Annotated in this window: 27 protein-coding genes; 12 read left to right on the top strand and 15 right to left on the bottom strand. The window is 67.7% G+C overall.

The genetic code is table 11. The features are described from left to right. Positions 1-68 precede the first annotated feature (68 nt). The 3 genes from cysK to GGR33_RS04490 all read right to left on the bottom strand — a co-directional run bounded on the left by cysK (position 69) and on the right by GGR33_RS04490 (position 2,136). Positions 69-1,043, bottom strand: coding sequence for a cysteine synthase A (gene cysK / locus GGR33_RS04500; RefSeq protein ID WP_183502385.1), 975 nt, complete (start codon positions 1,041-1,043; stop codon positions 69-71). Between the two features lie 281 nt (positions 1,044-1,324). Then, entirely contained in the window at positions 1,325-1,498 is a 174-nt protein-coding gene (locus GGR33_RS04495) for a hypothetical protein (RefSeq protein WP_183502383.1), read from the bottom strand. Between the two features lie 146 nt (positions 1,499-1,644). Next, entirely contained in the window at positions 1,645-2,136 is a 492-nt protein-coding gene (locus GGR33_RS04490; RefSeq protein ID WP_183502381.1) for an META domain-containing protein, read from the bottom strand. Between the two features lie 239 nt (positions 2,137-2,375). On the opposite strand from GGR33_RS04490, the gene GGR33_RS04485 reads away from it, so the two are divergent. Further along, complete coding sequence (locus tag GGR33_RS04485; RefSeq protein ID WP_284210979.1) at positions 2,376-2,696, top strand: helix-turn-helix domain-containing protein; 321 nt, start codon at positions 2,376-2,378, stop codon at positions 2,694-2,696. A 6-nt stretch (positions 2,697-2,702) separates the two neighbouring features. Here GGR33_RS04485 and GGR33_RS04480 read toward each other — a convergent pair whose 3' ends face one another. Together GGR33_RS04480 and GGR33_RS04475 are read right to left on the bottom strand one after the other, a co-directional pair. Further along, positions 2,703-3,938 (bottom strand): NAD(P)/FAD-dependent oxidoreductase, encoded by a 1,236-nt coding sequence (locus GGR33_RS04480; protein WP_183502379.1) that lies wholly within the window; start codon positions 3,936-3,938, stop codon positions 2,703-2,705. Then, complete coding sequence (locus tag GGR33_RS04475; RefSeq protein ID WP_183502377.1) at positions 3,935-4,888, bottom strand: LysR family transcriptional regulator; 954 nt, start codon at positions 4,886-4,888, stop codon at positions 3,935-3,937. The genes GGR33_RS04480 and GGR33_RS04475 overlap by 4 nt, the downstream gene beginning before the upstream one ends. 165 nt (positions 4,889-5,053) lie before the next feature. Here GGR33_RS04475 and GGR33_RS04470 point away from each other — a divergent pair, with 165 nt between their 5' ends. From GGR33_RS04470 to GGR33_RS04445, 6 genes are all read left to right on the top strand, one after another. Beyond that, positions 5,054-6,103: a class 1 fructose-bisphosphatase gene (locus tag GGR33_RS04470; protein WP_183502374.1), complete on the top strand. Its 1,050-nt coding sequence runs from the start codon at positions 5,054-5,056 to the stop codon at positions 6,101-6,103. A gap of 34 nt (positions 6,104-6,137) precedes the next feature. Next, positions 6,138-6,998, top strand: coding sequence for a phosphoribulokinase (locus GGR33_RS04465; RefSeq protein ID WP_183502373.1), 861 nt, complete (start codon positions 6,138-6,140; stop codon positions 6,996-6,998). A 130-nt stretch (positions 6,999-7,128) separates the two neighbouring features. Next, the gene (gene rpe / locus GGR33_RS04460) at positions 7,129-7,812 is read left to right on the top strand and encodes a ribulose-phosphate 3-epimerase (RefSeq protein WP_183502371.1); all 684 of its coding nucleotides are present in this window, start codon (positions 7,129-7,131) and stop codon (positions 7,810-7,812) included. Further along, positions 7,806-8,570: an HAD-IA family hydrolase gene (locus tag GGR33_RS04455; RefSeq protein WP_183502369.1), complete on the top strand. Its 765-nt coding sequence runs from the start codon at positions 7,806-7,808 to the stop codon at positions 8,568-8,570. Before rpe ends, GGR33_RS04455 begins: the two co-directional genes overlap by 7 nt. 296 nt (positions 8,571-8,866) lie before the next feature. After that, positions 8,867-9,976: an OpgC family protein gene (locus GGR33_RS04450; RefSeq protein WP_183502367.1), complete on the top strand. Its 1,110-nt coding sequence runs from the start codon at positions 8,867-8,869 to the stop codon at positions 9,974-9,976. Next, on the top strand, positions 9,925-10,845 hold the full coding sequence (locus tag GGR33_RS04445; protein ID WP_183502365.1) for an SGNH/GDSL hydrolase family protein: 921 nt from the start codon (positions 9,925-9,927) through the stop codon (positions 10,843-10,845). The genes GGR33_RS04450 and GGR33_RS04445 overlap by 52 nt, the downstream gene beginning before the upstream one ends. Before the next feature lie 94 nt (positions 10,846-10,939). Here GGR33_RS04445 and radA read toward each other — a convergent pair whose 3' ends face one another. The 3 genes from radA to GGR33_RS25830 all read right to left on the bottom strand — a co-directional run bounded on the left by radA (position 10,940) and on the right by GGR33_RS25830 (position 14,084). Beyond that, positions 10,940-12,373, bottom strand: coding sequence for a DNA repair protein RadA (gene radA, locus GGR33_RS04440; RefSeq protein ID WP_183502363.1), 1,434 nt, complete (start codon positions 12,371-12,373; stop codon positions 10,940-10,942). 41 nt (positions 12,374-12,414) lie between these two features. Further along, positions 12,415-13,509 (bottom strand): alanine racemase, encoded by a 1,095-nt coding sequence (gene alr / locus GGR33_RS04435; protein ID WP_183503496.1) that lies wholly within the window; start codon positions 13,507-13,509, stop codon positions 12,415-12,417. Between the two features lie 212 nt (positions 13,510-13,721). Next, positions 13,722-14,084, bottom strand: coding sequence for a hypothetical protein (locus GGR33_RS25830; RefSeq protein WP_246412848.1), 363 nt, complete (start codon positions 14,082-14,084; stop codon positions 13,722-13,724). Positions 14,085-14,176: 92 nt separating this feature from the next. Between GGR33_RS25830 and GGR33_RS04425 the strand changes: the two genes are divergently transcribed. Beyond that, positions 14,177-15,118, top strand: coding sequence for a LysR family transcriptional regulator (locus tag GGR33_RS04425; RefSeq protein WP_183502361.1), 942 nt, complete (start codon positions 14,177-14,179; stop codon positions 15,116-15,118). Positions 15,119-15,345: 227 nt separating this feature from the next. Then, positions 15,346-16,602 carry an MFS transporter gene (locus GGR33_RS04420; protein WP_183502359.1) on the top strand — a complete coding sequence of 419 codons (1,257 nt, stop codon included), beginning with the start codon at positions 15,346-15,348 and terminating at the stop codon, positions 16,600-16,602. Positions 16,603-16,944: 342 nt separating this feature from the next. On the opposite strand, the gene GGR33_RS04415 is transcribed toward GGR33_RS04420, so the two are convergent. The 3 genes from GGR33_RS04415 to GGR33_RS04405 all read right to left on the bottom strand — a co-directional run bounded on the left by GGR33_RS04415 (position 16,945) and on the right by GGR33_RS04405 (position 18,825). After that, on the bottom strand, positions 16,945-17,445 hold the full coding sequence (locus GGR33_RS04415; protein WP_183502357.1) for a hypothetical protein: 501 nt from the start codon (positions 17,443-17,445) through the stop codon (positions 16,945-16,947). A 183-nt stretch (positions 17,446-17,628) separates the two neighbouring features. After that, on the bottom strand, positions 17,629-18,120 hold the full coding sequence (locus tag GGR33_RS04410) for a hypothetical protein (protein WP_183502356.1): 492 nt from the start codon (positions 18,118-18,120) through the stop codon (positions 17,629-17,631). A gap of 312 nt (positions 18,121-18,432) precedes the next feature. After that, positions 18,433-18,825 (bottom strand): SPOR domain-containing protein, encoded by a 393-nt coding sequence (locus GGR33_RS04405; protein ID WP_246412846.1) that lies wholly within the window; start codon positions 18,823-18,825, stop codon positions 18,433-18,435. A gap of 213 nt (positions 18,826-19,038) precedes the next feature. On the opposite strand from GGR33_RS04405, the gene GGR33_RS04400 reads away from it, so the two are divergent. The 3 genes from GGR33_RS04400 (at position 19,039) to GGR33_RS04390 (ending at position 21,906) form a co-directional block, all read left to right on the top strand. After that, positions 19,039-20,157, top strand: coding sequence for a metallophosphoesterase (locus tag GGR33_RS04400; RefSeq protein WP_183503492.1), 1,119 nt, complete (start codon positions 19,039-19,041; stop codon positions 20,155-20,157). Positions 20,158-20,311: 154 nt separating this feature from the next. After that, positions 20,312-21,544, top strand: a complete 1,233-nt coding sequence (locus GGR33_RS04395) for a molybdopterin-dependent oxidoreductase (RefSeq protein WP_246412844.1) — start codon at positions 20,312-20,314, stop codon at positions 21,542-21,544. A gap of 14 nt (positions 21,545-21,558) precedes the next feature. Then, on the top strand, positions 21,559-21,906 hold the full coding sequence (locus GGR33_RS04390; RefSeq protein ID WP_183502354.1) for a c-type cytochrome: 348 nt from the start codon (positions 21,559-21,561) through the stop codon (positions 21,904-21,906). 52 nt (positions 21,907-21,958) lie between these two features. Here GGR33_RS04390 and GGR33_RS04385 read toward each other — a convergent pair whose 3' ends face one another. The 4 genes from GGR33_RS04385 to GGR33_RS04370 all read right to left on the bottom strand — a co-directional run bounded on the left by GGR33_RS04385 (position 21,959) and on the right by GGR33_RS04370 (position 26,005). Continuing rightward, positions 21,959-23,446, bottom strand: a complete 1,488-nt coding sequence (locus GGR33_RS04385) for a replicative DNA helicase (RefSeq protein ID WP_183502352.1) — start codon at positions 23,444-23,446, stop codon at positions 21,959-21,961. Between the two features lie 441 nt (positions 23,447-23,887). Continuing rightward, entirely contained in the window at positions 23,888-24,079 is a 192-nt protein-coding gene (locus tag GGR33_RS04380; protein ID WP_183502350.1) for a hypothetical protein, read from the bottom strand. A gap of 293 nt (positions 24,080-24,372) precedes the next feature. Further along, the gene (gene rplI / locus GGR33_RS04375) at positions 24,373-24,945 is read right to left on the bottom strand and encodes a 50S ribosomal protein L9 (RefSeq protein WP_183502348.1); all 573 of its coding nucleotides are present in this window, start codon (positions 24,943-24,945) and stop codon (positions 24,373-24,375) included. 31 nt (positions 24,946-24,976) lie between these two features. Further along, positions 24,977-26,005: a DUF2232 domain-containing protein gene (locus GGR33_RS04370; RefSeq protein ID WP_183502346.1), complete on the bottom strand. Its 1,029-nt coding sequence runs from the start codon at positions 26,003-26,005 to the stop codon at positions 24,977-24,979. Positions 26,006-26,022 lie beyond the last annotated feature (17 nt).

Genomic DNA, 26,022 nt, shown 5'->3' with positions numbered 1-26,022 from the left:
CAGCTTTTCGATGATGCCGTCAGGCCGCGCGCGCCGAGGACATCGATTCCCGGCGCGTCGCGTGAGGGCTAGCCGATGCCTTCGAACAGCACCGAGGAGATGTAGCGCTCGGCGAAGGAGCAGGCGACGGTGACGATGCGCTTGCCCTTGAATTCCGGCCGCTTCGCCAGCTCTAGGGCCGCCGCGACGTTGCCGCCGGTCGAGATGCCGCCGGGGATGCCTTCGAGCTTGGCGAGCTGACGGGAGGTATCGATCGCCTGCTGGTTCGTGACGGCGAGCACGCCGTCGAGGATCGAGCGGTCGAGGTTGTCCGGGACGAAACCGGCGCCGATGCCCTGGATCTTGTGCGGGCCGGGCTGGCCGCCGGCGATCACGGGGGAATCCGTCGGCTCGACGGCGAAGACCTTGAGGTTCGGCAGGCGCGGCTTGAGCACCTGGCCGACGCCGGTCACGGTGCCGCCGGTGCCGACACCCGCGACGAAGGCATCGAGCTGGCCGTTGGTGTCGTTCCAGATCTCCTCTGCCGTGGTCTTGCGGTGGATCTCCGGGTTGGCCGGGTTCGAGAATTGCTGCGGGATGACCGAGCCGTCGATCTCCTTGTGCAACTCCTCGGCCCGGGCGATGGCGCCCTTCATGCCCTGCGGGCCGGGGGTCAGTTCGAGCTGCGCGCCGAGGAAGGCGAGCATCTTGCGGCGCTCGAGCGACATGGTCTCGGGCATCACCAGGATCAGGCGGTAGCCGCGGGCGGCGGCGACGAAGGCGAGCGCGATGCCGGTATTGCCGGAGGTCGGCTCGATCAGCGTGCCGCCGGGCTTCAGGCGGCCCGAGGCTTCGAGCGCGTCGATCATGTTGACGCCGATACGATCCTTCACGCTGGCGATCGGGTTGAAGAATTCGAGCTTCAGCAGGATCTCGGCATCGACGCCGTGCTCCTTCGGCAGCCGGTTGAGGCGCACGAGGGGCGTGTTGCCGATGGTCTCGGTGATCGAGCCGTAGATGCGGCCGTGGCCCGGCTTGCGCGCTGCAGTGGTGTCGTCGGCCATCAACGGGTCTCCTGATCGTCCAAGGCGAGAAGGTTGGAAGCCTCGGATGCTCGTCCGCCGAATATGGGCCGGCGACGCCGATGTTCCACCGGGCTTCTCGGAGCGACCGGATATCGCGTCACCGCGACAGGGGCAATCGACCTAAGCCCCTCTAAAGCAAATCTTTTCTTGATCTCCTCCGCATTGCGGTCAAAGGGAGAAGAACGATATCGTTGATGTTGGGAAACGAAGAATTTACTTCCTCGGCGCCTGTCGGCCGATTGATTGCTGCCAGGCGAGGATCAGCCGCGCAGGACGATGGCGCAGCACACGAGCAGGAAGGAGGCGAAGATAGTCACGCCGAGGGCGAGGAAGGCGGCGTTCTCGTCGAAGCCCCGGGTCGTGGCGTAGCGGGCCGTGGCCGCGCGCGCGGAAGCCCGGACGACCGACTGCCGACCTGCCTGCACGATCCTCATCGGTCCCGAGCTCCATTGAGCCGCCCAGGACGGGCAGGCTCGATGGGGCCAGGATGACGAGATCAATCTGAGGGAGTCCTGAATCCGCGGCCGCGACCGCGGATCGTCGTCAATGAAGACTTAAAACGCCCGGAAGGGCGGCGACGTCACAGCGAGCGGTCGAAGCGCAACTCGCCGGCCTGGCTCTTGATCACGAGTTGGGAGCCGACGATGTCCCAGACGCCCGAAGTGCGCAGGGCCGTCAGGAAGGCGGTTTCGCTGGCCGCCAGCGCCTTGTCGCAGGACTTCTTGGTGATCGCGAGCGGGCCGACGGCCAGATGCTGCTCCTTGAGCGGGAAGGCTGTCGCCGCGAAAGTGTTGCAGCCGCCGTAGCCGCGGGCGCGGTACTGGGTGTCGATGATGAAGCTCGGCCGGTCGTTGCCGCCGAAGGCCTTGCCGTTCAGGCTCACGGCGGTCCAAGTGGTGCCGAGCGGAAAGACCTTCTCCTGCGCCTTGGCGCTGGGAACGTATTGCGGCTTCTTCTCCGGTTGCTGGCCCTGACCGAGGTTCCGCACACCACCGCCGCCGCCCATCTGGGCGTAGGACGGCGTCACCGCCAGGATCGTGCCCGTCAGCGCGACGGCGAGAATCTTTTTCATGGTGAAGCCCCCTTGGTTCGCAGCGCTGCGGCGTCGATGGAAAGTCGTCTCGTACCTTTCCGAGGCACGTAGCGCACCGCGCATCCGATAGGAATCGAGCGCAAATATGGTCGAGGGCGGCCGTTCACCCGTCGATGCACCCTCCGTTGCAACGATCCCGGGCCTCGTCGTGTTGTCGAGGCTCTCGGGGCCGGTCGCCGGCTCCGGGTGCGTTTCGAGGGTCGGCAGGGAGTGCGCCAGTGTCCGGATCGGATGAGGGAGAGGCGAGCGGCCGCTCGCCCAACACGATGACGCCGGAGCAATGCCGGGCAGGCCGCGCGCTGATCGACTGGTCGGCCGGCGATCTCGCGGCCAAGGTCGGGCTCGGCGAGGCGATGGTACGCGATTTCGAAGGCCGGCGGAGCGATCCTTCCTCCGGGCAGGTCGAGGCATTGCGCAGCGCGCTCTCGACGGCCGGCGTGATCTTCACCGATGACGGATCGGCCGGAGTGCGGCTCGGGCGCCGCGGCGGCGACGAGGGCACGCGGCTCGACAGCCTGACCACCGAAAACGACCGCTGATGGAATTCAGCCGGCGGTCGCCAGAGCCTTCAGGTCGAAGGCCAGTTCGGCCGCCTGCGCCGGGGTCAGCGCACGGCCCAGTGCGAGGATTCGGCGGGCTGCCATGTGCTCGGCCGGCCGATTGATCGACTCGACGGCGCAGAGTCGACCGTCACGGAAGCGGAACACCGAGAAAGCGTCTCCGCTACCCCGGACGACGCTGCCGTCTCCGGTCTCGGCGAGGCCGGCGATCTGCAGCTTGTGCCGGCCCTGATCGCTCCAGAACCACGGGACCGCGTCATAGGCGCTCGGGCGCCCGGTTAGCCGGGCGGCGAGGCATCGGCCCTGATCGATCGCGTTCTGCACGGATTCGATCCGCACCCGATCGCCGCGCGACATCCCGGCCGCGAACCGGGTCGGGAAGCGGGCGCAATCGCCGATCGCCGAGATGGCCGGGTCGGAGGTCGCGAGGAAGGCGTCGATCTCGATGCCGTCCCGAACCGCCAGCCCGGCGCGCTCGGCGAGTTCTTGGTTCGGCACCACGCCGACGCCGACGAGGACGAGGTCGGCCGGGATGCTCTCGCCGTCTGCCAGGACGACCGCGGCGGCGCGGCCCCCATGGCCTTCGATCGCGACGACGCCGGCCTGCAGACGGAACGTCACGCCCATCGCCTCGTGCGCGACCCGGAACGCCTCGGAGGTCTCCTCCGAAACCGCGCGCGCCATGACGCGCTCGGCCGCCTCGATCACCGTGACGGCGAGGCCGCGTCCGGCGCAGACGGCGGCGAATTCGAGCCCGATGAAACCCGCACCCACCACCACGGCCCGGCCCGCTGCCGCGATCGCCTCGCGCAGCCGGTCGGCATCGGCGAGCGAGCGGAGCTGGTAGACGCCGGGCAGATCGGCTCCAGGCACTGGGAGGGCACGGTTGCGCGAGCCCGTGGCGAGCGCGAGGTGGTCGTAGGCGAGCACCGCGCCGTCATCGAGCCCGAGCGTCCGGGCGTCCCGATCGATGCGCGTGGCACGTGCCCGGCGATGCGCGATGCGATGCTCGGCGAAATACGAGGCCGGCCGCAGCAGCAGGCCCTCGGCGTCGGTCTTGCCCGCGAGATAGGCTTTCGAAAGGGGAGGGCGCTGGTAGGGCAGCGCCTCTTCGTCGCCGACCACGGTGATCGGATCGGCGAAGCCGGCCTCGCGCAGGCTCGCGGCCGTCTGCAGGCCGGCCTGGCCGGCGCCGACGATGACGACGCCCGCCGCGCTCACGGCTCGACCCGCTCGGGCGCGGTCGGTGCGAGGGCTTCGTCGACCCCGGGCAGGAAGCCCTCGCCCTCCTGGACGAGGTAGTGCCAGAACGAGTCCGAGGCCGGCCCGAGCACCTTGTCGGCGCGGCGCACGACGTACCAGTCGCGCCGGATCGGCAGCCCCTGCACGTCGAGCAGGATGAGGCGCTTGCTGGCGAGCTCGGCGGATACCGTGTGGGAGGACAGCAGGGCGATGCCGAGCCCGGCCATCACCGCCTGTTTCAGGGTCTCGTTCGACCCCGCATCGATCCCGAGGCGGGCGCGGCGGATCATCACGCCGTTCATGAATTCCTCGAAGACGGCACGCGTGCCCGAGCCCTCCTCGCGTACGAGGAAAGACTGGTCGGCGATGTCCTCGCGCGTCAGGCCCGTCTTGCCAGCGAGCGGATGGCCCGGGGCGGCGATCAGCACGAGGGGGTGCGGCCCGAACTTTTCCGCTTCGATCGCGAAGTCGCGCGGCGGCCGGCCCATGATCGCGAAATCGATCTCGTAATTGCGCAGCGCGTCGACCGTGCCGGTGCGGTTGCCCACGGTCAGGTTGATCTCGACCTGCGGATGCGACTCCATGAAGCCCGCGATCACGGCGGGCGCGAAATACTTCGCGGTGGAGACGACGCCGAGCGCCACGCGTCCGCCCCCGGCACCCTTGAGCGTGCGCAGCCGCTCCGTGCAGGTCTCCAGGACCGTGTTGATGCTGTTGATCGCCCAGAGCATCTCGCGGCCGGCATCGGTCGGCTTGAGGCCGGTCGGCGTGCGATCGAACAGCAGCAGGCCCGCCTCGTCCTCCAACTGGCGGATGCGCGCGTAAAGCGCGGCGGAGGTCACGTTGAGCTCCTGCGCCGCACGCGTCATCGTCCCGAGCCGGGCGACGGCCGCGACGGCCTGCAACTGCTTGAGCGAGAGGTTGCGCATGGGCCGCTTTTAGTTTTTTTGCGCGGCACCACAAGTTTGGTCAGATTATTTCGCGGCCTCGTGCACCGGATCTGGTACTGGCGAGCCGCGGCGGGATATCATCCGGCCAATCGGCCCGGCGGCGGGACTGCGCTCGGCGCGCGTATGGGAATTTGGGTTCAGCACATGGCGATCACCATCGGCTCCACGCTCTCCGAGTACCTCGACGCAGAAGTGGCGCGTGATTCCAGCCTCGCCGACACCGCCAAGACTCTGCTGGCGCTCGCCGCAGCCTCGATCGACGTCAGCGAAGTCTGCGGGCGCGGCGCGCTCGCCGGCGATCTCGGCGCCCAGGGCGAGACGAACAGCGACGGCGACGTGCAGAAGGCGCTCGACGTCATCGCCCACAAGCGCTTCACCGAGGCGCTGCAATCGGCGCCCGTCGCCGAGGTCTGCTCGGAAGAAGCCGACGATGTCATGGTCCTCAACCCCGGCGCGCCGCTCGCCGTGGCGATCGACCCGCTCGACGGCTCCTCCAACATCGCCGTCGGCATGGTGGTCGGCACGATCTTCGGCATCCGCCCCGTGGTGTCGGACCCGAACGATCCGAACGCCTCGTTCAAGACCCCCGGCACGACGCAGACGGCTGCCGGCTTCACGGTCTACGGGCCGGCCACGACCTTCGTTGTCACGCTCGGCGACGGCACGCGCATCTTCACCCTCGATCGGGCGGCCAAGGTGTTCAAGCTGACCCACGACCGGCTCAAGGTCGTCGACAGCGCCAACGAATACGCGATCAACTCCTCGAACGGCCGTCACTGGGATACGCCGGTGCGCTCCTTCATCGAGGATTGCATGCGCGGCGAAGAGGGCCCGCACGATCGCAACTTCAACATGCGCTGGACCGCGGCCCTGGTGGCGGATGCCCAGCGCGTGCTGATCCGTGGCGGCGTGTTCCTGTACCCGGGCGACAGCCGCAAGGGCTACGAGCAGGGGCGCCTGCGCCTGCTCTACGAGACCGCGCCAATCGCCTTCGTCATGGAGCAGGCCGGCGCCGCGGCGACCGACGGGCGTGGCCGCATCCTCGACGTCGTCGCCAAGAAGATACACGAGCGCTCGCCGCTAGTCTTCGGCTCGAAAGAGGAAGTCGCCAGCGTTGAGGCATATTACGACGGCCGTCAGCCCGCCGCCGGCCGCTCGCCTCTGTTCGGCCAGCGCGGCCTGATGCGCAGCTGAGCGCCCCTACGGCCTCCCGGAAGCCTCAGTCACGATGTCGGCGCGTCATCCCATCATCTCGGTCACGGGCTCCTCGGGTGCCGGCACGACCTCCGTGCGCAACACCTTCGAGCAGATCTTTCGACGCGAGGATGTGAGCGCGGTTTATATCGAGGGCGACGGCTTCCATGCCTTCGACCGCGACACCATGCGCGCCAAGATGGCGGAGGAGCCGAACCTCAGCCACTTCGCGCCGCGCGCCAACCTGCTGCCCGCGCTGGAGGAGACGTTCCGCCGATACAGCGAGTCCGGCGAGGGCCGCACGCGTTCCTACGCGCACGATGAGGTCGATGCCGCCCGGCTCGGCGTGCCGATGGGCAAGTTCACCGAGTGGCAGGACTTCTCGCCGGGCTCGGACCTCCTGTTCTACGAGGGGCTGCACGGCTGCGTCGTCGACAATACCATCGATCTTGCTCGCTATCCGGACCTGAAGATCGGCGTCGTGCCGGTCATCAATCTCGAATGGATCCAGAAGCTGCACCGGGATCGCTCGATCCGCGGCTATTCCACCGAAGCGGTGACCGACGTGATCCTGCGGCGGATGCCCGACTACGTGCAGACCATCTGCCCGCAATTCTCCTGGACCGACATCAACTTCCAGCGGGTACCGATGGTCGACACCTCGAACCCCTTCATCGCCCGCTGGATTCCGACCGCCGATGAATCGATGGTGGTGATCCGCTTCCGCGACCCGCACGGGATCGACTTCTCGTATCTCGTCTCGATGATCCACGACTCGTTCATGAGCCGGGCCAATTCCATCGTGATCCCGGGCTCGAAGCTCGACATCGCCATGCAGCTCATCCTGACGCCGATGATCATGCAACTCGTCGAGCGCAAGCGTCGGCTGGGATGACATTGCCGGCCTCGCGGCATTCACGCTCGGACGAAAGACTACTACATCGGCGGCAACCCGCGCCTTAGTTTTGCATGGCCCGTTTCCGCGGGCCGGGCCGCGCGCCATCTGCGTTGCCGTCGAGGACCCCATGACCATCATCGCCCCCTCTATCCTGTCGGCCGACTTCTCCCGGCTCGGTGAAGAGGTTCGCGCCGTCGACGAGGCCGGCGGAGATTGGATCCATCTCGACGTGATGGACGGGCACTTCGTCCCCAACATCACCTTCGGCCCCGCCCTGGTGAAGGCCCTGCGCCCGCACACGAAGAAGCATTTCGACGTCCACTTGATGATCTCTCCGGCCGATCCGTATCTCGCCGCCTTCGCCGATGCCGGTGCCGACACGATCTCCGTGCATGTCGAGGCCGGTCCGCACATCCACCGCTCGCTGCAGACGATCCGGGCGCTCGGCAAGCGCGCCGGCATCGCGCTGAACCCCGGCACGCCGGCCGCGATGGTCGAGCCCCTGCTCGATATGGTCGACCTCGTCGTCTGCATGACGGTCAATCCCGGCTTCGGCGGCCAGAGCTTTCTGCCCTCGGCGCTGGAGACGGTCTCGCGTGTGCGCACCATGATCGCCGGGCGCCCCATCGACATCGAGGTGGACGGCGGCATCACGCCGGCAACCGTCGCCGAGGCGGCCCGGGCCGGTGCCAACGTGTTCGTTGCCGGGTCGGGCGTGTTCGGCGGCGGACCGGAGGCCTACGCCCGCAACATCGCGGCGATCCGCGAGGGCGCGAATGGCGAGACGGGTCGAGACGGCCTGCGATGCTGAAGGGGCTGATCTTCGACGTCGACGGCACCCTGGCCGAGACCGAGGACCTGCACCGGCAGGCGTTCAACCGCGCCTTCACGCAGCTCGGCCTCGACTGGCAGTGGAGCCCGGAGGTCTATGCCGAGCTGCTCAAGGTCATGGGCGGCAAGGAGCGGTTGCTGCATTATATTGCGCAAGCGCATCCCGAAGATAACGGTGCGCTCGCCGCGCGGATGCCCGAGATCCATCATCTCAAGACCCGCATCTATGGCGAACTGATCGAGACCGGCCATCTCGCGCTTCGGCCCGGTATCGGTCGCCTGATTGCCGAGGCACGTGCCGCCGGCGTCCGGCTCGCCGTGGCGACGACGACGACGCGACTGAATCTCGACCGGCTGATCGCGATCAATTTTCCTGAGGGAGACATCCCGTTCGACGTGATCGCGGCGGGAGACGAGGCGGCCCACAAGAAGCCGGCGCCCGACATCTTCGACATCGCCGTGGAGCGGCTCGGCATCGCTCCGTCAGAGGGCATCGCCTTCGAGGATTCCGCGGCCGGCATCCGCTCGGCGCTCGATGCCGGCCTCGCGGTGCTCGCTACCCGCAGCCGGTATACGGAGAGCCATCGCCTCGACGGCGCGTTCTCGGCGGTGTCCGATCTCGGTGAGCCGGGGCAGCCGCATCAGCATCTGGCCGGCGCAGCCTGGCCGGACGGCATCGTCACGCTCGCCGCGCTCCAGTCCTGGCACGCTGCCCATCGAGTGGGCGCGACGGCATGACGACCGCCCAAAAAACAAACAGCGCGCCCGAGTTGGACGCGCTGGCTGAGGTAGTCCGTGGTCTCTGGAACGGACGCTGCCTGTTTAGCGGGCTTGTATGCAAAATACAGTCACTTTTGGGCAACGGTACATTTTAACATGTGACAAAAGCCGCCTCGATGCACCGGATCTGTTTCGGCGGTTCCGCTTTTCAGAACGCGACGAGGGCCGTATCACGACGCGCCTTCGTCTCGTGACGTCCGTCCGCGCTCTTCCGTGAGCGTCCTCATGCAACCTTCGCCGGAGTCGGGAGCCCGATGCGTGGACCGAACGCGATCGATTTCTGGCGCGGCTTCGCCCTCATCACGATCTTCGTCAACCACATCCCCGGCAACACCTTCGAGCGCTGGACCTATTCCCAATACGGCATCTCCGATGCGGCCGAGCTGTTCGTGTTCCTCGCCGGCTGGTCGATCGGCATTGCCACGACCGATCGCGAAGGACGGCCCGAGTCTGCCCTAACCTCGATTCTCCGGTTGATGTCGCGAACGGTCGAGGTCTACCGCGCGCAGGTGATCATCATGGTGCTGGCGCTCGCGATGATCGCAGGCACGGCCCTGCTGCTCGACAACCCGCTGATCCTCGAATGGCACAATGCCGGCGGCTTCTTCGCCGACCCGATCCAGTCGATGGTCGGGTTGGTGCTGCTGACCTACCAGCTCGGCTACTTCAACATTCTGCCGCTCTACGTCGTGCTGATCGCGGTGGCTCCGGTCTTCGTGCTGATGTCGCGGGTCAGCCGCGCCGGCGCGCTGTTCCTGTCGTTCTGCCTCTACGCGGCGAGCCTGATCTTCGAGTGGAATTTCCCGTCCTGGCCCGGTGACGGTGACTGGTTCTTCAATCCGTTCTGTTGGCAGCTCCTGCTCATGCTCGGCTATTGCCTGCAGGGCTGGAGCCGCGAGCGGCCGCGCTTCCGCGTCTGGTGCTTCCGGGCGATGCCGCTCGGCATCGTCATCGTCGTCGTCGGGATCGTGTTGTCGGTCTACGAGATCCGGCCCGATCCGCTGATGGTGCCGGAGCCACGCCTTATTTTCACCTTCGACAAAACCTACCTGTCGCCGGCGCGGCTGATCCATTTCTGTGGTGTCCTCCTGGCGTTCCAGGCGGTCTACCGTTGGGTCACGCCCTGGATCGGGCCGATCGCACGCTTCCTCGCGGGGCTCGGGCGGAACTCCCTCGCGGTGTTCTCAATGGGGTCGCTCATCAGCCTCGGCGCCCAGTTCGTGAGGTTTCAGTACGGTGGTGGTATATTCGTCGACGTTTCGGTCGTAGGCTTCGGCCTGTTCGCTCTGGGTTTCACTGCATGGTTCGTCGAATGGCGTTCCCGCAAGCCAAAGAAGGCGGCCGTCGCACCTGCCGTGTCGTAGGTGCGGCCGCGCTCGGCCTCTGCCTCACGGTCTCCGCCGCCTCCGCTCTCGCGGAAGGGGCCGCGACGGTCGTCTCCCCGCCACATCCGCCTGCATCGGCGACCGGCGCCGCGCCTCTCGAAGGCGTTGATCTCAGCCTCTCGCCGGAATGCCGTGTACCGGGTTCCAAGCTCTACACGCTCGCCCGTCTTGCCGCCGTGAAGCACGCCCTGAAGGAAAAGCGCCCGGTGCGCGTGCTCTCCGTGGGGTCGTCCTCCTCGGGGCTCGGTGCCTCGGCGTCCTATCCTGTGCGGCTCGAGAACGCCCTCGAGCGCTCGCTGCCGAATGTCGACGTCCAGATCGACTCACGCGGCCTTTCCGGCGAGGTGGCCAGCGGCGCGGGCGACCGGCTTCGCACCATCGTCGCCGACGTCGAGCCCGATCTCGTGGTCTGGCAGGTCGGCACCAACGATGCGCTGGCGCGAGTCGATGCCGACGCGTTCGCCGACGCGCTCAAGGACACGGTCGAGTGGATCAAGTCGCACCATATCGACGTGGTGCTGATCGACCCGCTCTTCACCCAGAGCGTGGCCGACGACGAATCGTATAACGGCCTCGTGCACAAGGTGCAGGACGTTGCGGTGGCGCAGGGTGTCCCGCTGGTGCGCCGTTACGAGGCGATGCGCTTCCTCTCCGCCAGCGCCGACAAGGGCACCGAGACGCACATGCTCGGCCGCCACTTCCGCCTGAACGATCTCGGCCTGCGCTGCATGGCCGAGCACGTGACGCGGGCGATCACCCTGTCACTGCTGCAACCCGACCTCGCCGCTGCGCCAACCACCGAGCCGCAGCCGAAGAAGGCCGAGCCGGAGAAGCCGGCCGGGCAGTGAGCCTGTAGATCACTGCCGGCAGTGCGGATCTTCCGCCTCTCCCAACACGCGGGGACAGGGGAATGCCGTCCAGCCTGATCAGCCGAGACCTCTCTCAAACGTCATCATCACTCGGCCATTCCCGCGCTGGCTTGCGCCGCCCGCCACGCGGCGCGCCGGATGTGATGCCCGCGACGAGATCGGCGATGTGGCGGAGCGCCTCCGTCTGCATCCCACGCTCGCCGACATCGCTACGGGCCTGAGGCATGACCGCCTTCGAGAAGCCGAGCTTTTCCGCCTCCTTGAGCCTCGCCACGGCCTGCGAGACCGGCCGCACTGCGCCTGACAGGCCGAGTTCGCCGAAATAGACCGTCTCGGCCGGCAGCGCCGCGCCCGACATCGAGGAGACGAGCGCCGCTGCCACCGCGAGATCGGCGGCGGGTTCCGTGATGCGCAGGCCTCCGGCGACGTTGAGATAGACATCGTGCGCGCCGAGCCGGATGCCGCCATGGGCTTCGAGCACTGCGAGCACCATCGAGAGCCGGTTCGGATCCCAACCCACCACCGCGCGCCGCGGCATGCCGAGCGAAGACGGCGCCACAAGCGCCTGGATCTCGACCAGGAGCGGGCGCGTGCCCTCCATCCCGGCGAAGACCGCTGTGCCGGGCGCGGCGTGGTCGCGTCCTGCGAGGAACAGCGCGGAGGGGTTCGGCACTTCCGAGAGGCCGCCGTCGGTCATCTCGAAGACGCCGATCTCGTCGGTGGGTCCGAAGCGATTCTTGACCGCGCGGAGGATGCGGAAGTGATGGCCCTGGTCGCCCTCGAAGGAGGCGACCGCATCGACCATGTGCTCGACGACGCGCGGGCCGGCAATCTGACCGTCCTTGGTGACGTGGCCGACGAGGATGACCGCCGTGCCGGTGGTCTTGGCGAAGCGGATCAGGGCCTGCGCCGAGGAGCGCACCTGAGTCACCGTGCCGGGTGCCGATTCCACCGTCTCGGTCCACATGGTCTGGATCGAGTCGATGATCGCAAGCGCCGGCGGGCGACCCTGCGAGAGCGTCTCGACGATGTCCTCGACATTCGTCTCGGCGGCGAGCTCGACCTCGCGGTCGGCGAGGCCGAGGCGCTCGGCACGCAGGCGTACCTGGCCCACCGCCTCCTCGCCCGAAATATAGACGACGCGCTCCTTGCGGAAGGCCATGGCGGCGCCCGCCTGCATGAGCAGGGTCGACTTGCCGATGCCGGGATCGCCGCCGATCAGGATCACCGAGCCGCGCACGAAGCCGCCGCCGGTGACTCGGTCGAGCTCGGCGATGCCGGAGGGCGTGCGCGGCGCCTCCTTGGCCTCACCGGTCAGGCCTTCGAGGGGGAAGACGCGGCCCCGTGCCCGCGAAGGACGGGTTGCGACGGGGCCGGAGGCCGGGCCGGCCGTACCGGTCTCCTCAACGATCGTGTTCCAGCCGTTGCAGGCCTCGCAGCGCCCACGCCAGCGATTGTAGACCGCCCCGCAGGACTGGCAGACGAAGGTCTGGTGGATTTTTGCCATGAGCTCAGGGCTGCGAAACGATCGCGCTCGAACGAAAAACGTCAGCCGCCAGTATAGCTGCGAACATAACGGGAACCTAGTCCCGTCAGGATCTCGTAGCCGATGGTCCCAGCTGCGCGGCCGACCGTGTCGACGTCGAGCCTGTCGCCGATCAGCGTCGCCATGGCGCCGCGGCGGGCGCCGGGCACGTCCGTGACGTCGAGAATGATCAGGTCCATCGAGATCAGGCCGAGGATGGGACAGGCCACGCCATCGACCAGCGCGTGGCCGGTTTGGCTCGCCGAGCGCGGATAGCCGTCGGCATAGCCGATGGACAGCGTCGCGAGGCGGCGGGGGGAGGGGGCCTGCCAGCGGCCGTTATAGCCGGCGGTGGCGCCGCCCTCGACCTCACGGATCTGCAGGATCGGCGAATCGAGCCGCACCACCGGGCGCATCGGATTGGCTGCGCTATACGGCGTCGGGTTGCCGCCGAAGAGCGCGTATCCGGGGCGGAGCATGTCGTGGTGGGCCGCGGCACCCAGGAAAATGCCGGAGGAATTGGCGAGCGAAGCTGGGATGCCCGGAAGCGCCTCGCGGAGAGCGGCGAAGGCCTCGATCTGGCGGCCATTGACCGGCTCGTCCGGCTTCTCGGCGCTGACGAGGTGGCTCATCAGCAAGCGGATTCCAGCCCGCGTGAGGAGTGGATCGTCGGCGAGCGCGACGGCCTCCGGCACCCGGAGCCCTAGCCGGTTCATGCCGGTATCGACGTGGAGCGCCGCCGGACGCGCGCTCTCGGAGAGGGCGGCCCATTCGGCCAGTTCCTCGTGCGAGCCGAGAACCGGCACCAGCCGATGCTCGGCGAACATGGCCCCGCTTCCCGGCGCGAGGCCGTTGAGGACATAGATGTCGGCATCCGGGAGGCAGGCCCGAGCGGCGATGCCTTCTTCGAGATGCGCGACGAAGAAGCTGCGGCAGCCCGCCTGCGCCAGGGCCGGGGCGACGGCGGCGAGGCCGCAGCCATAGGCGTCGGCCTTCACCACGGCGGAGCATTCGACGCTCGGCGCCACGGCCCCGAGCCGGCGCCAATTGGCGACGATTGCGTCGAGATCGATCGTGAGACGCGCACCATGCGCGATGGCGGGGCTTTGGGACGGGATCGCTGGTCTCCCCGCGGCATGGACGTCGCCCGGAGGTATCGCCGTTGCGGTGCGATGTCATCCGCGAGCGGGGCCGCTTCCGACAGGCGATCCCACCCCATCCCCCCTCATCCTGAGGTGCGGACGCGAAGCTTCGCAGCGCCTCAGGATGAGGTTTGTTGGTAGGAAGTCGTTGCGAAGCGGACGGAGGAGTGCCTCCGCCCGCCTCGTCGTTATTCGGCCGGTGCCGAGGTCCAGCGGACGGCGGCTGCGGTCCGGGCGCCGCCCTGGTTGCGCACGTCACCGGCATTCGTGGCGAGGCCGAGGGTTTCGAGCGTCAGGGCGCCGACGCTACCGGCATTGTGGATGACGGCCGCCGTCTGCTCGGCGGGCGTCGCCGTCCAGCGGACGGTGCCGGCGGTGGCGAAGCCGCCCTGGCGGCCGACCTGCATGGCGTTGGTGGCGACGCCGCGGGTCTCGAAGGTCATTGCGCCGACCGTCTTGGCGCCGACGATCTCGTCGGCGAAGGCGGGGGTCGCGAGGGCAACGAGGCCCAGGGCGAGGGCGGCGGTGGTGCGGGTGATACGGTTCGACATGGTCTGATCCTCACGGTGGCGGCGTGCTCGCCGCGTTTCGTGAGCACAATCTGTTTGCGCTGCATCAATTAATCAAACAGATTGCGTGCATAATGAGTATCGATCACATTCATCTCGCCAGGCTCGACCTGAACCTGCTCGTCGCGCTCGACGCGTTGCTCACCGAGCGCAGCGTGACGCGGGCGGCGGCGCGGGTCGGGATCGGCCAGTCGGCCATGAGCCACGCCCTCGGCCGCCTGCGCGTCGTCTTCCACGACGAGATCCTGACGCGGGCGCCGGAGGGCATGCGGCCGACGCCGCGCTCGCTCGCACTCGTCGCGCCGGTGCGGGAGGCGCTCGCGCAGATCGAGGCCATCGTCGCGCCGCCCCGGGCCTTCGATCCGGCGACGGCGGACGTCACCTTCTCGCTCGGCATTCCGGATTCGACCGAGGTGCTGCTGATGCCGCAGCTCGTGGCGCATCTGCAGGCGGTGGCGCCGGGGGTGAAACTGGTGCTGCACACCGTCGACCGGCTGCGCATCCTGGAGGATCTCGATACCGGCCGGGTCGATCTCGGCATCGGCGTGTTCGAGCAGGGCCAGACCCACCACAAGCGGCGCGTGCTCTATCGGGAAAACTATCTCTGCGTGTTCAACGCCGATCTCGTCGGGGTGACGCCGCCGATCTCGCTCGAGGATTACGTGCGGCTGCCGCACCTGCTCACCAGCCTCGTCGAGACGCCGCATGGCGTGGTGGACGACGCGCTCGCCAAGATCGGTCGCACGCGGGTCATCGCGATGACCTCGCCGCGCTTCACCGTGATGCCCTTCGTGCTGCAGCAGGCGCCCGTCATCGCCACCATGCTCTCCCAGCTCGCCCGCTTCTTCGGCGACTCGATGGGGCTCACCGTGAGCCCGGCGCCGATCGCGCTGCCGGACATGGCGATCTCGATGATCTGGCACGCCTCGAACGACGAGGTCCCGGCGCAGAAATGGCTGCGGGAGACGATCGTGCGGTTGCAGCGAGGCGATGGCGTTCGCGCGCACCGGACATGAAGCCCGCGCGAGGCCACGGAATCCGCCACCGGTCGCTACGAGTGCCGTAAGCGGCGCCCGTAGCACCGCAATTTGACGTATGTCCGGCTCTTGTCCCGCATGCCATGAACCAGGCCCAGGTCGATCGTCCGACCGGCTGTAGAAACGTGCCGTCTCGCGAGCGAATGTCCGAACCGTTCATCAGGTGAGACGCGTGCCTATACATGGACAATGTCAGGGTTCACGGCATGAGTGGTTCCGCCAACGCTGCGTCGACTGAAGCCGCGTTCATCGAGACGGTTTCGGGGGGCGGCGACAGGACGGTATCAGGACTCGGCCGCGGCCTCGCCATCGCCGCCATCCTCCTGGTCGCCATCGACCTGCGCCCCGGCATCGTCTCGGTCGGGCCGATCCTGCCCTCGATCATCGACGAGTTCGGCCTCTCCTACGCCGCCGCGTCGCTGCTGATCACCATCCCCGATCTGCTGATGGGGCTGCTGGCGCTGCCGACGCCCTGGCTCGTGCGGCGCTACGGCCGCGATCCGGTCCTGCTGAGCGCGTTGCTCCTGCTCTGCCTCTCGACCCTTGTGCGCGCCCTCTCGCCGAACGTGGCCTCCCTGCTGCTCGCGACCGCGGGCGTGGGCGCCGGCATCGCGATCGCCGGCGCGCTCATCGCCGGTTTCATCAAGGCGCGCTTCCCGACCAAGGCCGCCATGATGATGGGCATCTATGCGACGGCGCTCTCGTTCGGCAGCACCGTATCGGCCGGCGTGACCGGCCCCGTGGCCGCGAACCTCCCGGGCGGATGGCGGCTCGCCTCGGGCCTGTGGAGCCTGCTCGGCATCTTCGCCATCCTCGGCTGGCTGGCGGTCGCGCTCCGGGAACGCCGGGATCGTCCGGCTGCGGTCGGCACCGCCGCGGTGATGCACCGGCTCCCCCTCGGCAACCGCACGGCCTGGCTCGTGGCCCTGTTCTTCGCCTGCGACAACTTCCTGTTCTACGCCCTGCTGTCGTGGACGGCGCCGATGTACCGGGAATACGGACTGTCGCCGACGACGGCCGGTCTCGTCCTCGCGAGTTTCCCGGCAGCCTTCATGTGCGCGACCCCGGTCTTCGGCTGGCTGAGCAAGTCGGAGGACCGTCGCGGCTGGCTGGCGATCTGCGGCGGCCTGACGGTGGCCGGCCTCGTCCTGCTCGCCGTCGCGCCGATGGCCGCGCCGTTCGCGGTCATCGCGCTCTGTGCCTTCGGCCTCGGCGGCGGCTTCACCCTCGGCATGACGCTGCCGCTCGACAACACCCACAGCGTCGAGGAGGCGAATGTCTGGAACGCCTTCGTCCTGACCGTCGGATACCTCATCGCCTCCGCCGGCCCGCTGCTGGTCGGTTCGGTCCGCGATCTCAGCGGCGACTTCCGCCCGGCGATGTGGCTCCTGGTTGCCGTCGGCGCCGCAATGCTGGTGCTGAGCCCGTTCCTGCGCCCGCACCACCACCGGCCAGGCGCCTGAGACGCGCCCCGACAGCGCGTTGCCCGGCCCGGCGATCTCGATGATCCGGTACGCTTCGATCAAACGACGCGGGAGCATCGATATGGCTGCGGGAGACGATCTGCGTCTGCGCGCAGAAAAAAGGCCGCCCTGTTGAAAGGGGCGGCCCGAAGTCCTTGGGAGGAAACGCAGCCTGGAGGGGCCGCAGGAACCGCGACGCCATCGCGATCCCGTCTCGGCTAAGATGACCGTTCCGGGCGGTTCTTCAAGCGGTGGAGGCTCGCTTTCGGCGCATAAGTGCGCTCGATCTCACCATGAGGTGCGCAACCGCACCATGGCTCGATGCGAGGATCGTCTCGGGGATCAGGCGGCAGCCTCGGCCGTGCGGCGCCGCCGCCGTACTGCTCCAACGATCGCGCCGAGGATGATCGCGACGATGGCGCCGGCACCGACCAGGAGCGTGATGGTGCGGTTCCAGAGCTGGTTCAGGCCAAGGTCGGTCGTCGCCAATTCGGGATGGGCCGGATCGGCCATGACCGAGACGTTGTAATTGCCGACGTGGAAGTCCGTGAACACGTAGTTCACCCGGTGCTCGATCGGTCCCTTCGGCGTCTGCAGGCCGATCGTGGCGTTGCAGATATGGAAGATGATCTTGCTCGTGCATTTGGCATCGCTGACGCGGCCGTCCTCGGCGACGCGTGCGGTCCCGTGGATCTGCCAGTCCGTCATCAGCGCAGGCAGGGTGTAGACCGCGCTGGCGACCAGGATGCCGACCAACGCCACGAGCCCGACGATCGACCAGAGGATCTGCTTCCAGCCTCCGCCTTCGGACGGAAACGGAGCACGTTCGGTGGATGCGGTCATGATGAAGGCCTGTTAGAGATGAGTTGCGAGGGACGTGCGGAGCCCGATCCGGGGCCCAGCGAAAGACGTTGCGAAGCGTCGACACGACGACGCCATCCATAGCGAGCCGCCGACGCGGCCCTTGCCTCGCTGGGTCCCGGATGACCTTCCGCTGCGCTCCCAGCGTCCGGGAAGAGGGCCGGATCAGAGGTTCTTTTCGAGCATCTGCACGACGGCATCGACGCGCGGCTTGAAGTCCTGCGTGTTCGCGAAGGGGCGCCAGTTCACGTCCAGCACGCCGCCATCGAACTTCAGGCTGCCGAGGTAATTCGAGCTCGACGTCTTCTCGTCGTAGCGCACGCGGATCGACTTGAGCTTGGCCTTGAGCGCCTGGCGGCCCATGTCGTCCTTGCCGACCTCCTTCAGGCCGGCCGCGAGCGGCTCGAAGATGGTTTTGCCGAAATAGCCGTCATCGGCGTAGTATTTCGCATCGCCAGACACGGCGAGCTGGTCCCAGTTCACCTCGACCGGCACGGCGAAGCCCGCCGCATCCTGGATCGCCTTCAGGAGCGCGGGATACTTCTCCTGCTGGTAGGCCGTGATCGCCCGCCGTTCGGCGAGCCCGCCCTCGGCCGAGGCCGCCGAGATCGTCGCGAGGACGGCGGCGGCGCCGAGTAGGGTGCGTCGTGAGATCATGCTGGTCCTGCCTTGGTTCGTTGGCTGATGCCCGCTCGCCAGATCCCTTAGGAGCGAAGCACGACAGTTCTACCGCTCGCGACGGATGGTTCGGTGCGGGCCTGCACCTGGAGACGAGACCGCCCTACAAGTGGAAGCCGCTAGTAACAGCAGGTCGCTGCGCGCTCATCTCGGCCATACAGGCATAGCGCCGCGCCGCACAAAAGCGGATCGTCTTGACGATTACGCGAGAAGATCTTCGGAAACAGTTCGGAGAATTGCGAACGCCGCGATGCTGGATCGAACTTGCGCGGGCGACCGCAGGCGGCCGTTCTACTCGCCGAGATAGCATCCGCGCTTGATGAAGGCCTGCGGCACGCAAGGCTTCAGTTTCGCGAGAGCGATTTGTGCTTCGGCGTCGGTTTGATAAGCGCCGACCACCACGACGTCGAACCCTTCGGCGAAGCCCGCGAACTTCCCGCTGAAGTCGCCGAACGGTTCGAGCCCGCAGCGTTTCACGGCCGCGCTCGCCTGCTTGATCGCCGCGTATTGGGTGTCCGCGTAGTCCGGGTTCCGGAACGATCCGGCAACCACCCAGAACCCATCATCGAGCGCGGAGGCCGGGCCGGCCCAGACCAGCGAACCGAAAGACGCTGCGGCGGCGAAGCGCGCAGCGGCCGGCATCGGCACGACAGCACCTCGGCTTCGTGGGCGCGTTCCGGACATGTGTCACCCGTTCGATGCCGGCGCGGAGGCAGCCTTCGGTCGTCCTGGGCCATTACAGAGTTGGTCACCGCGTCGCCAGATGGGCGCGACGAGGGATCGTGCGGCGGCTGCGGGGCGATGGCGCGTTGCGTGCAGGGCGTCTAGCGGCGGGGTGAGGCCACGCTTAGCTAAGCGATCGAGGCGGGCAGCCCAACGTCGCGTCGGAGACCGACCATCTTTCACCTCATCCTCGCGGCCCCGAGCCTCGTCGTCATCCTGCGCTGGCTCTGGCCGCTGTCGCTGCCGCTCTGGGGCACGGCAGCCATCGCACTGTTGCTGCTCTTCGCGTCGCAGTACCATGTCTGGAGCCGGCTCTCGTCAGGCTCGGTTTTCGCGCCGGAATTTCCGCGTCCCGTCGTCATTCTGTTCAACTGGGCCTTCGGCGCGATCGTGCTGCTGGCGCTGCTGCAGATCCTGCTCGACCTCGGCTCCCTGCCGGTCATGCTGCTGCGGCAGGGTCCGGTCGCCATCCCGGACGGCCTGCGTTACGCCGCCGCCGGTCTAGCGGCACTGCTCGCGGCCTACGGTGTCGCGGGCGCGTTGCGCGTGCCTCCGCTCAAGGACATCGAGGTTGCGATCCGCGATCTGCCGGCAGAGTTCGAGGGCTACCGGCTGCTGCATCTCACGGACCTGCACATCAGCCGGCTGTTTCCGGCGCGATGGGCGAAGGCCATGGTCGCGCGGGCGAACGCATCGGGCGTCGATCTGATCGTAGTGACGGGCGACTTCATCGACGGTTCGCTTGAGATGCGCCACGCCGATGTCGAGCCCCTGCGCGATCTCCACGCGCCCGACGGCGTCTACGCCATCCCCGGCAACCACGAATACTTTTTCGATTACGCCGCCTGGATGCGCCACCTCACGGGCATGCGCATCCGCATGCTGGAGAATGCGCATGCAGTGCTCTGGCGCGAAGACGCCCGGATCGTGCTGGCCGGCGTCACCGACCGATCCGCGGGCGGGCACGGGCAGGCCGGCCCGGACCTCGATGCGGCATTGGCCGGCGCGCCGGACGGCGCACCCATCCTCCCGCTCGACCATCAACCGGGGGGAGCGAAAACGGCCGCCGCGCGCGGCATCGCGCTCCAGCTCTCCGGCCACACCCATGGCGGCATGAGCGTGGGACTCGACCGGCTCGTCGCGAACGGCAATGGCGGGTTCGTGTCGGGGCGTTACGCGGTCGGCGGGATGACGCTCTACGTCAGCAACGGCACTGCGCTGTGGCCGGGCTTCGCGCTGCGGTTCGGGCGCCCGTCGGAGATGGCGCGGATCACCCTGCGGGCGACGCGCTGACGTACGGATGGGGCCGGAAGCCGTGGGGTAGCCGGACATCATTTTCGGGGAGCCACCACTGCAGCTCCCTGTCCGACTTAAGCTTGGCTTAAGCTGGGCGGCCAGGATGCCTGGGCCGGCTCTGACCTGCTGGCTGATCGGGATTCCAGTGCTCATGAAGAGATCTGCATCGTCGACGGCGATGAGTCGTCGAGGGCTACTGTCAGCGGCCGCAGCGAGCGGGTTCGGCCTCATCGCGCAGAAGGCCCTCGGCGAGACGATCGATTTCCACGTCGCCGGCGGTCCGAGCACCCGCCCGTACACGACGACCTTCCCCGAGAAGGGTCGGATGGTCCTGCAACGCAACCGGCCGCCGTGGCTGGAGACGCCCTTCGATGTCTTTGACAAAGGTGTCTTCACACCGAACAACCAGCATTTCGTCAGCTGGCACTGGGCGACGTTCCCCACGAGCGTAGATCTCAATAGCTTTGCGCTGAAAGTGCACGGTCAGGTCGAACGTCCGCTCTCGCTTTCCCTCCAGGAGTTGATGCGCGACCTGCCCCGGTTCGAGATCGCCGCCGTCAGCCAATGCGCGGGCAATTCCCGTCTCTATGCGAATCCGCGCATCGCCGGGGCTCAATGGGCAAACGGCTCGATGAGCAATGCTCTCTACACCGGCGTCCGCCTGAAGGACGTGCTCGACAAGGCCGGTGTCAAAGCGGGCGCTGGCCATGTCCTGTTCGCCGGCCTGGATGATCCGGTGCTCCCGGAAGCGCCGAGATTCGTGAAATCCTTGGCCGTGGACCACGCCCGAGACGGTGAGGTGATGCTGGCTTTCGCCATGAACGGCGAACAGCTCCCCATGCTGAACGGCTTCCCGTTGAAGTTGATCGTCCCAGGCTGGAGCGCGGTCTACTGGATCAAGATGCTCAACGACATCGAGATTACGGACCGGCCTGACCCCAGCGTCTGGACGACACGAAGCTACCGCGTCCCGGACACGGCCAACTACACGGTCGAGCCCGAGAAGGCCGACTTCAAGCTCATTCCGATCACGCGGAACGTCCCGCGCTCGTTCGTGACGAACCTCAAGCCCGGCGACACGGTCAAAGCCGGTGCCCCTCAGCTCGTTCGCGGGATCGCCTTCGGAGGCGACAAGGGCGTGGCGGCCGTGGACCTCTCGCTCGATGGCGGCCGTACCTGGCAGCCGACGGTGCTCGGGCGCGACGAAGGCACCTACAGCTTCCGCCAATGGCAGACCACCGTCGCCCTGCCGACGCGGGGAACGCACGCCCTGACGGTCCGATGCACGAACACGGACAAGGTGATGCAGCCGATGCAGCGGGTCTGGAACCCGGGCGGCTATCTGCAGAACCAGGTCGAAACCGTCGAGGTCGTCGCAGCATGAGAGAGCATCCCACCATGCTTCGCCGCACCCGCATCGCTCTCCTCGTGACCTCGTTCGCAGGATTCGCGGCGTGGTCGGCCGTTGCCTACGCCGCCAAGCCGCTGGAACTGCACCCGAAGCCGGAGGTCGATCTCCCGTTCGGCGACGATCTCAGCTTCCCGGAAGGGCCGGGCTCCGACGTGGTCGCCGCGAACTGCGTGACCTGCCACTCCGTCGACCACACGCTGAACCAGCCAGCGCTCTCCCGTGAGGAGTGGCACAAGGTCGTCGACAAGATGATCACCGCCTACAAGGCGCCCATTTCGAAGGACGACGCGAAGACGATCGTCGACTATCTCAGCCGTGTGAAGGGCGAGCCCTGAGAGGCAGTTCTGGCGCAAGGCACTCTCGAGAGCATGAGATGCCGGGGGCCGATCACATCCGCTCCGGCATCCGCTCGTCGCTCGCCAGATTCGTAAAACGCGTGATGTTCGCGTCGAAGGCCAGCTCCACCGTGCCCGTCGGGCCGTGGCGCTGCTTGCCCAGGATGACCTCGGCCTTGCCGTGGACGCGGTTCATCTCCGCCTCCCAGGCGAAGAACTCTTCGGTGCCCTCGCGGGGCTTCTTGTTGTTCACGTAGTACTCTTCGCGGAACACGAACATCACCACGTCGGCGTCCTGCTCGATCGAGCCGGATTCGCGCAGGTCCGAGAGCTGCGGACGCTTGTCGTCGCGGTTCTCGACCTGACGGGAGAGCTGCGAGAGCGCGATGATGGGCACCGAGAGTTCCTTGGCAAGCGCCTTCATGCCGGTGGTGATCTCGGTCATCTCCTGCACGCGGTTGTCGCTGCGCTTGCCCGACCCGGCCAGCAGCTGCAGGTAGTCGACGATCAGCACGTCGAGGCCCTTCTGGCGCTTCAGGCGGCGGGCGCGGGCGGCGAGTTGGGCGATGGAGATGCCACCTGATTGGTCGATGTAGAACGGGATCGTCTGCATGTCCCGGGCGGCATCGGTGATCTTGTAAAAGTCTTCCGGACGGATGTCGCCGCGGCGGATCTTGTAGGAGGGCACGCCGGATTGCTCGGCGATGATACGGGTCGCCAATTGCTCGGCCGACATTTCGAGCGAGAAGAACCCGACGATGCCGCCGTTCTTGGTCTTGATCGTGCCGTCCGTCTGCTTCTCGCCCTGGTACGCCTTGGCGATGTTGAAGCCGATATTGGTGACGAGCGAGGTCTTGCCCATGGCCGGGCGTCCCGCGAGGATGATCAAGTCCGAGGGCTGCAGGCCGCCCATCTTGGCGTCGAGATCGGACAGCCCGGTGGCGATGCCCGAGAGCTTGCCCTCGCGCTGATAGGCCTTGGCCGCCATGTCGACCGCGGCGGTGAGCGCGTCCGAAAACTTCTGGAAGCCGCCATCGTACTTGCCGGCCTCGGCCAGCTCGTAGAGCCGACGCTCAGTCTCCTCGATCTGGTCGCGCGGGGCCGACTCGACCGGGGCCTCGTAGGCGCCGTTGACGAGGTCCTCGCCGATGGTGATCAGCCGGCGGCGGATGGCGAGATCGTAGATGGTGCGGCCGTAATCGGCGGCGTTGAACACGGTGGTCGCCTCGGCCGCGAGCCGGGCGAGATAAGCCATCACCGTGATGCCGCCGAGATCGGCGTCGCCGAGATAGGTCTTCAGCGTGATCGGCGTGGCGAGCTTGCCGGCCTTGATCAGCGAGGCGGCGGTCTCGAAGATGCGCCGGTGGACTTCCTCCATGAAGTGCTCGGGGAGCAGGAAGTCCGAGACGCGGTAATAGGCGTCGTTGTTCACGAGCACCGCGCCGATCAGCGCCTGCTCCGCGTCGATGTTGTGGGGCGCGACGCGATACTCGGCCTGCACCGTTTCGAGCTTCGCCACGAGGGCGTTCGGCAGGGCCATGTGCGTCAGCTCCGAATCGTCAGGGCCAGGCCGCCCGCGCGGCCGAGCCTCTTTTCGATGATGGCCTGAGAGGGGTGACCATCCTCTTAGCCGGCATCGCCCGCGCCCACTATCGCCGGGACGCATCAGCCGACTGATACCGGCATGCTGGGTGATGGGGGAGCAGAGTCAAGCACGCCCGCCGGGTGCTCCCCGTTGTGCCCGGTTTGCTGGGCCGTCATTGCGAGCCGCAGGCGAAGCCATCCAGGGCCACACCCGCGACGTCGGCCCGTTTGCCCTGGATTGCTTCGCCTGCGGCTCGCAATGACGGGTGAGGGCCCTTCCCGGCGTGAGCGAGCGCAGCGACGCCTCAGCTCAGCGATGTGGCGTCGAGGACTGCCTCGTCCTGAAAGTCTGCAGAAGGGAGCCGAGCGGGTAGGCTGGATGACTTGATAGAGGGGATCAGGAGTCCGGAGACCGGCTTTCGGTCGCCCAGTCGTCGTCCTCCAAAAACCCGGTCTCCCGCGCCCGCGCGATCAACTGCGCGGCCGTCAGGTGGGGGCCTCTGTCGATATGCCAGAGGCCGCCGAAGATCGGCGAAGCCGGTACGACCTGGTGGCCGGCCCGCACCAGGGCGAGGATCGCCAGATGCATGGGGTCTCGCTGAGGATCCCGCGGGCCATCCGGTCGCGTCATTTTTCGACCCTGACGTTGCGAGGCAGATCGGGGCAGGCGAGGCTCTTGTCGCGCGCGACGCCGGCGATCCCAACGATACGAAACACGAAGCCCCCCGGCTGTAACGCGATCCCGACAGCATCCATGGCCGAGCTCGGCCGGGCTGTCACGGGTCGGCGATACCCACGGGAGGCCGATCGCTCCCACAAACAAAAAAGGCCGAGCCCGTGGGCTCGGCCTGATCCCTGCTGAAACCCGCGAGAGGGTTGCGATCAGCCGCGGTCGTCGGCGCCTTCGCCGGCTTCGGCGAGGGCCTGGCCGACTTCGAGGCCGAGGTCGTCGAGGTTGAACGCCTCGCGCTCGGTGACCGACTCACCGCGGGCCTGACGCTCGGCCTCTTCCGGCGAACGGGCGACGTTGACGGTCACCGTCACCTCGACCTCGGGGTGCAGGGTCACCGGCACGTTGTGCAGGCCCAGCGTCTTGATCGGCTGGTGCAGCACGAACTGGTCGCGGCCGACGCTGAAGCCGTCCTTGGTCACCACCTCGGCGAGGTCGCGGGTCGAGACCGAGCCGTAGAGCACGCCGGATTCGCCCGACTGGCGGATCAGCACGAAGCTCTTACCGTTCAGGGTCTCGGCGACGGCCTCGGCCTCCTTGCGGCGATCGAGGTTGCGGGCCTCGAGCTGGGCGCGCTGGGTCTCGAAGTGCTTCTTGTTGCCCTCGGTGGCGCGCAGGGCCTTGCCGCGGGCGAGGAGGAAGTTGCGGGCGTAGCCGGGGCGCACGCTCACGGTCTCGCCCATCTGGCCGAGCTTGGCGACGCGTTCGAGGAGGATGACGTCCATGGAAAAAGTCCTTCTTTCGGTTGGTTTCTTGTCAGAGGGAGCGGGGTCCGCCGGGCTGCCCCTTTCGGGGCACGCGCCGGGCGAGCGCGGTATCGGCGATGCCGAACAGGGTCAGGGCGACGAAGGCGAGGCCCTGGGTGATGAAGAGGACCATGTAGAGGCCGAAGAGCAGCGCGGCGCGGGCCGGCCGGCCGCGGCTGCGGTCGTGGAAGGCGGCGAGGCCCTGCAGGGCGAAGGCCGCGCTCAGCGCGCCGATCAGCGCGACGCCGAGCACGCCGGCATAGCCAGGCACCAGGGCGAGGGCGAAGGCCGCGGCCAGCACGATCAGGGCGTTGCGCGGCATCTGGGTCGAGGGGATGTCCGGCCAGGGCCGGATCAGGCGGCCCGAGATTTTGACGATGCGCGCGGCGAGCCAGAGATAGAGGGTGAGCAGGATGGTCAGGCCCTGCGCGGCGAGGCCGGGGGCGATGGTGGCGAGCGCGTCGGAGACCTCGTCCTGCAGGTCCTGCGGCTTGGCCTCCGGGGAGGGCTCCTGGGCCGGGGCCGGGGTCTCGCCGGATTGTTGCGGGGTCGGCTTGGCCGGGGGCGTCGGCAGGCCGCGGCCCTGCATCTGCGTCTGGACGACCCGCTTGGCCATGGAGCCGATCTGGCTGCGGAAGGTCTCGTAGTTCGGCGCGGCGATCACCGCGATCGCCACGAAGGCGAGCGCCGCGGTGCCGGCCACCCAGGCGAGCAGCCGGCCGACGGGGTACCATTCGAGGCTGCCGTCGGCGTTCGGCCGGCCGAGCAGCGCGAGATAGGCGAGCCACCAGGCGGGCACCGCGAGATAGGCGGCGAAGCCGAGGCCGAGGAAAGGGGAGAAGGCGAGGGCGAGGGCGAGGCTCCCGGCCGCGACGGCGGCGAGCCCGGCCTTGTGGCTCCAGCCCAGCCCGACGATCAGGATCGGCAGGGGGGCGAGCAGGTAGAGGATGATGGCGAGGGGCGTCGCCTTGAGCAGCATCCCGAACAGGAGCGCCGAGACGAGGCCGGCGAGGACGCCGATGCCGAGATTTTGAGCCATTGACCTTGCGCTGTCCC

Origin of the sequence: Methylobacterium brachythecii (assembly GCF_014196345.1) — a bacterium.
In the GTDB taxonomy this organism is placed as follows: Bacteria; Pseudomonadota; Alphaproteobacteria; order Rhizobiales; family Beijerinckiaceae; genus Methylobacterium; species Methylobacterium brachythecii.
The sequence above is the reverse complement of the archived record's forward strand: the minus strand, read 5'-3'. Positions and strand labels throughout refer to the sequence as shown.

What these genes read in the sequence shown, in the direction of transcription:
- cysK (WP_183502385.1), bottom strand. Translation starts at nt 1,043, where the DNA reads ATGGCCGACGACACCACTGCAGCGCGCAAGCCGGGCCACGGCCGCATC.
- GGR33_RS04495 (WP_183502383.1), bottom strand. Translation starts at nt 1,498, where the DNA reads ATGAGGATCGTGCAGGCAGGTCGGCAGTCGGTCGTCCGGGCTTCCGCG.
- GGR33_RS04490 (WP_183502381.1), bottom strand. Translation starts at nt 2,136, where the DNA reads ATGAAAAAGATTCTCGCCGTCGCGCTGACGGGCACGATCCTGGCGGTG.
- GGR33_RS04475 (WP_183502377.1), bottom strand. Translation starts at nt 4,888, where the DNA reads ATGCGCAACCTCTCGCTCAAGCAGTTGCAGGCCGTCGCGGCCGTCGCC.
- GGR33_RS04470 (WP_183502374.1), top strand. Translation starts at nt 5,054, where the DNA reads ATGGCGATCACCATCGGCTCCACGCTCTCCGAGTACCTCGACGCAGAA.
- GGR33_RS04465 (WP_183502373.1), top strand. Translation starts at nt 6,138, where the DNA reads ATGTCGGCGCGTCATCCCATCATCTCGGTCACGGGCTCCTCGGGTGCC.
- rpe (WP_183502371.1), top strand. Translation starts at nt 7,129, where the DNA reads ATGACCATCATCGCCCCCTCTATCCTGTCGGCCGACTTCTCCCGGCTC.
- GGR33_RS04455 (WP_183502369.1), top strand. Translation starts at nt 7,806, where the DNA reads ATGCTGAAGGGGCTGATCTTCGACGTCGACGGCACCCTGGCCGAGACC.
- GGR33_RS04450 (WP_183502367.1), top strand. Translation starts at nt 8,867, where the DNA reads ATGCGTGGACCGAACGCGATCGATTTCTGGCGCGGCTTCGCCCTCATC.
- GGR33_RS04445 (WP_183502365.1), top strand. Translation starts at nt 9,925, where the DNA reads ATGGCGTTCCCGCAAGCCAAAGAAGGCGGCCGTCGCACCTGCCGTGTC.
- radA (WP_183502363.1), bottom strand. Translation starts at nt 12,373, where the DNA reads ATGGCAAAAATCCACCAGACCTTCGTCTGCCAGTCCTGCGGGGCGGTC.
- GGR33_RS25830 (WP_246412848.1), bottom strand. Translation starts at nt 14,084, where the DNA reads ATGTCGAACCGTATCACCCGCACCACCGCCGCCCTCGCCCTGGGCCTC.
- GGR33_RS04425 (WP_183502361.1), top strand. Translation starts at nt 14,177, where the DNA reads ATGAGTATCGATCACATTCATCTCGCCAGGCTCGACCTGAACCTGCTC.
- GGR33_RS04420 (WP_183502359.1), top strand. Translation starts at nt 15,346, where the DNA reads ATGAGTGGTTCCGCCAACGCTGCGTCGACTGAAGCCGCGTTCATCGAG.
- GGR33_RS04415 (WP_183502357.1), bottom strand. Translation starts at nt 17,445, where the DNA reads ATGACCGCATCCACCGAACGTGCTCCGTTTCCGTCCGAAGGCGGAGGC.
- GGR33_RS04410 (WP_183502356.1), bottom strand. Translation starts at nt 18,120, where the DNA reads ATGATCTCACGACGCACCCTACTCGGCGCCGCCGCCGTCCTCGCGACG.
- GGR33_RS04405 (WP_246412846.1), bottom strand. Translation starts at nt 18,825, where the DNA reads ATGTCCGGAACGCGCCCACGAAGCCGAGGTGCTGTCGTGCCGATGCCG.
- GGR33_RS04395 (WP_246412844.1), top strand. Translation starts at nt 20,312, where the DNA reads ATGAAGAGATCTGCATCGTCGACGGCGATGAGTCGTCGAGGGCTACTG.
- GGR33_RS04390 (WP_183502354.1), top strand. Translation starts at nt 21,559, where the DNA reads ATGCTTCGCCGCACCCGCATCGCTCTCCTCGTGACCTCGTTCGCAGGA.
- GGR33_RS04385 (WP_183502352.1), bottom strand. Translation starts at nt 23,446, where the DNA reads ATGGCCCTGCCGAACGCCCTCGTGGCGAAGCTCGAAACGGTGCAGGCC.
- GGR33_RS04380 (WP_183502350.1), bottom strand. Translation starts at nt 24,079, where the DNA reads ATGCATCTGGCGATCCTCGCCCTGGTGCGGGCCGGCCACCAGGTCGTA.
- rplI (WP_183502348.1), bottom strand. Translation starts at nt 24,945, where the DNA reads ATGGACGTCATCCTCCTCGAACGCGTCGCCAAGCTCGGCCAGATGGGC.
- GGR33_RS04370 (WP_183502346.1), bottom strand. Translation starts at nt 26,005, where the DNA reads ATGGCTCAAAATCTCGGCATCGGCGTCCTCGCCGGCCTCGTCTCGGCG.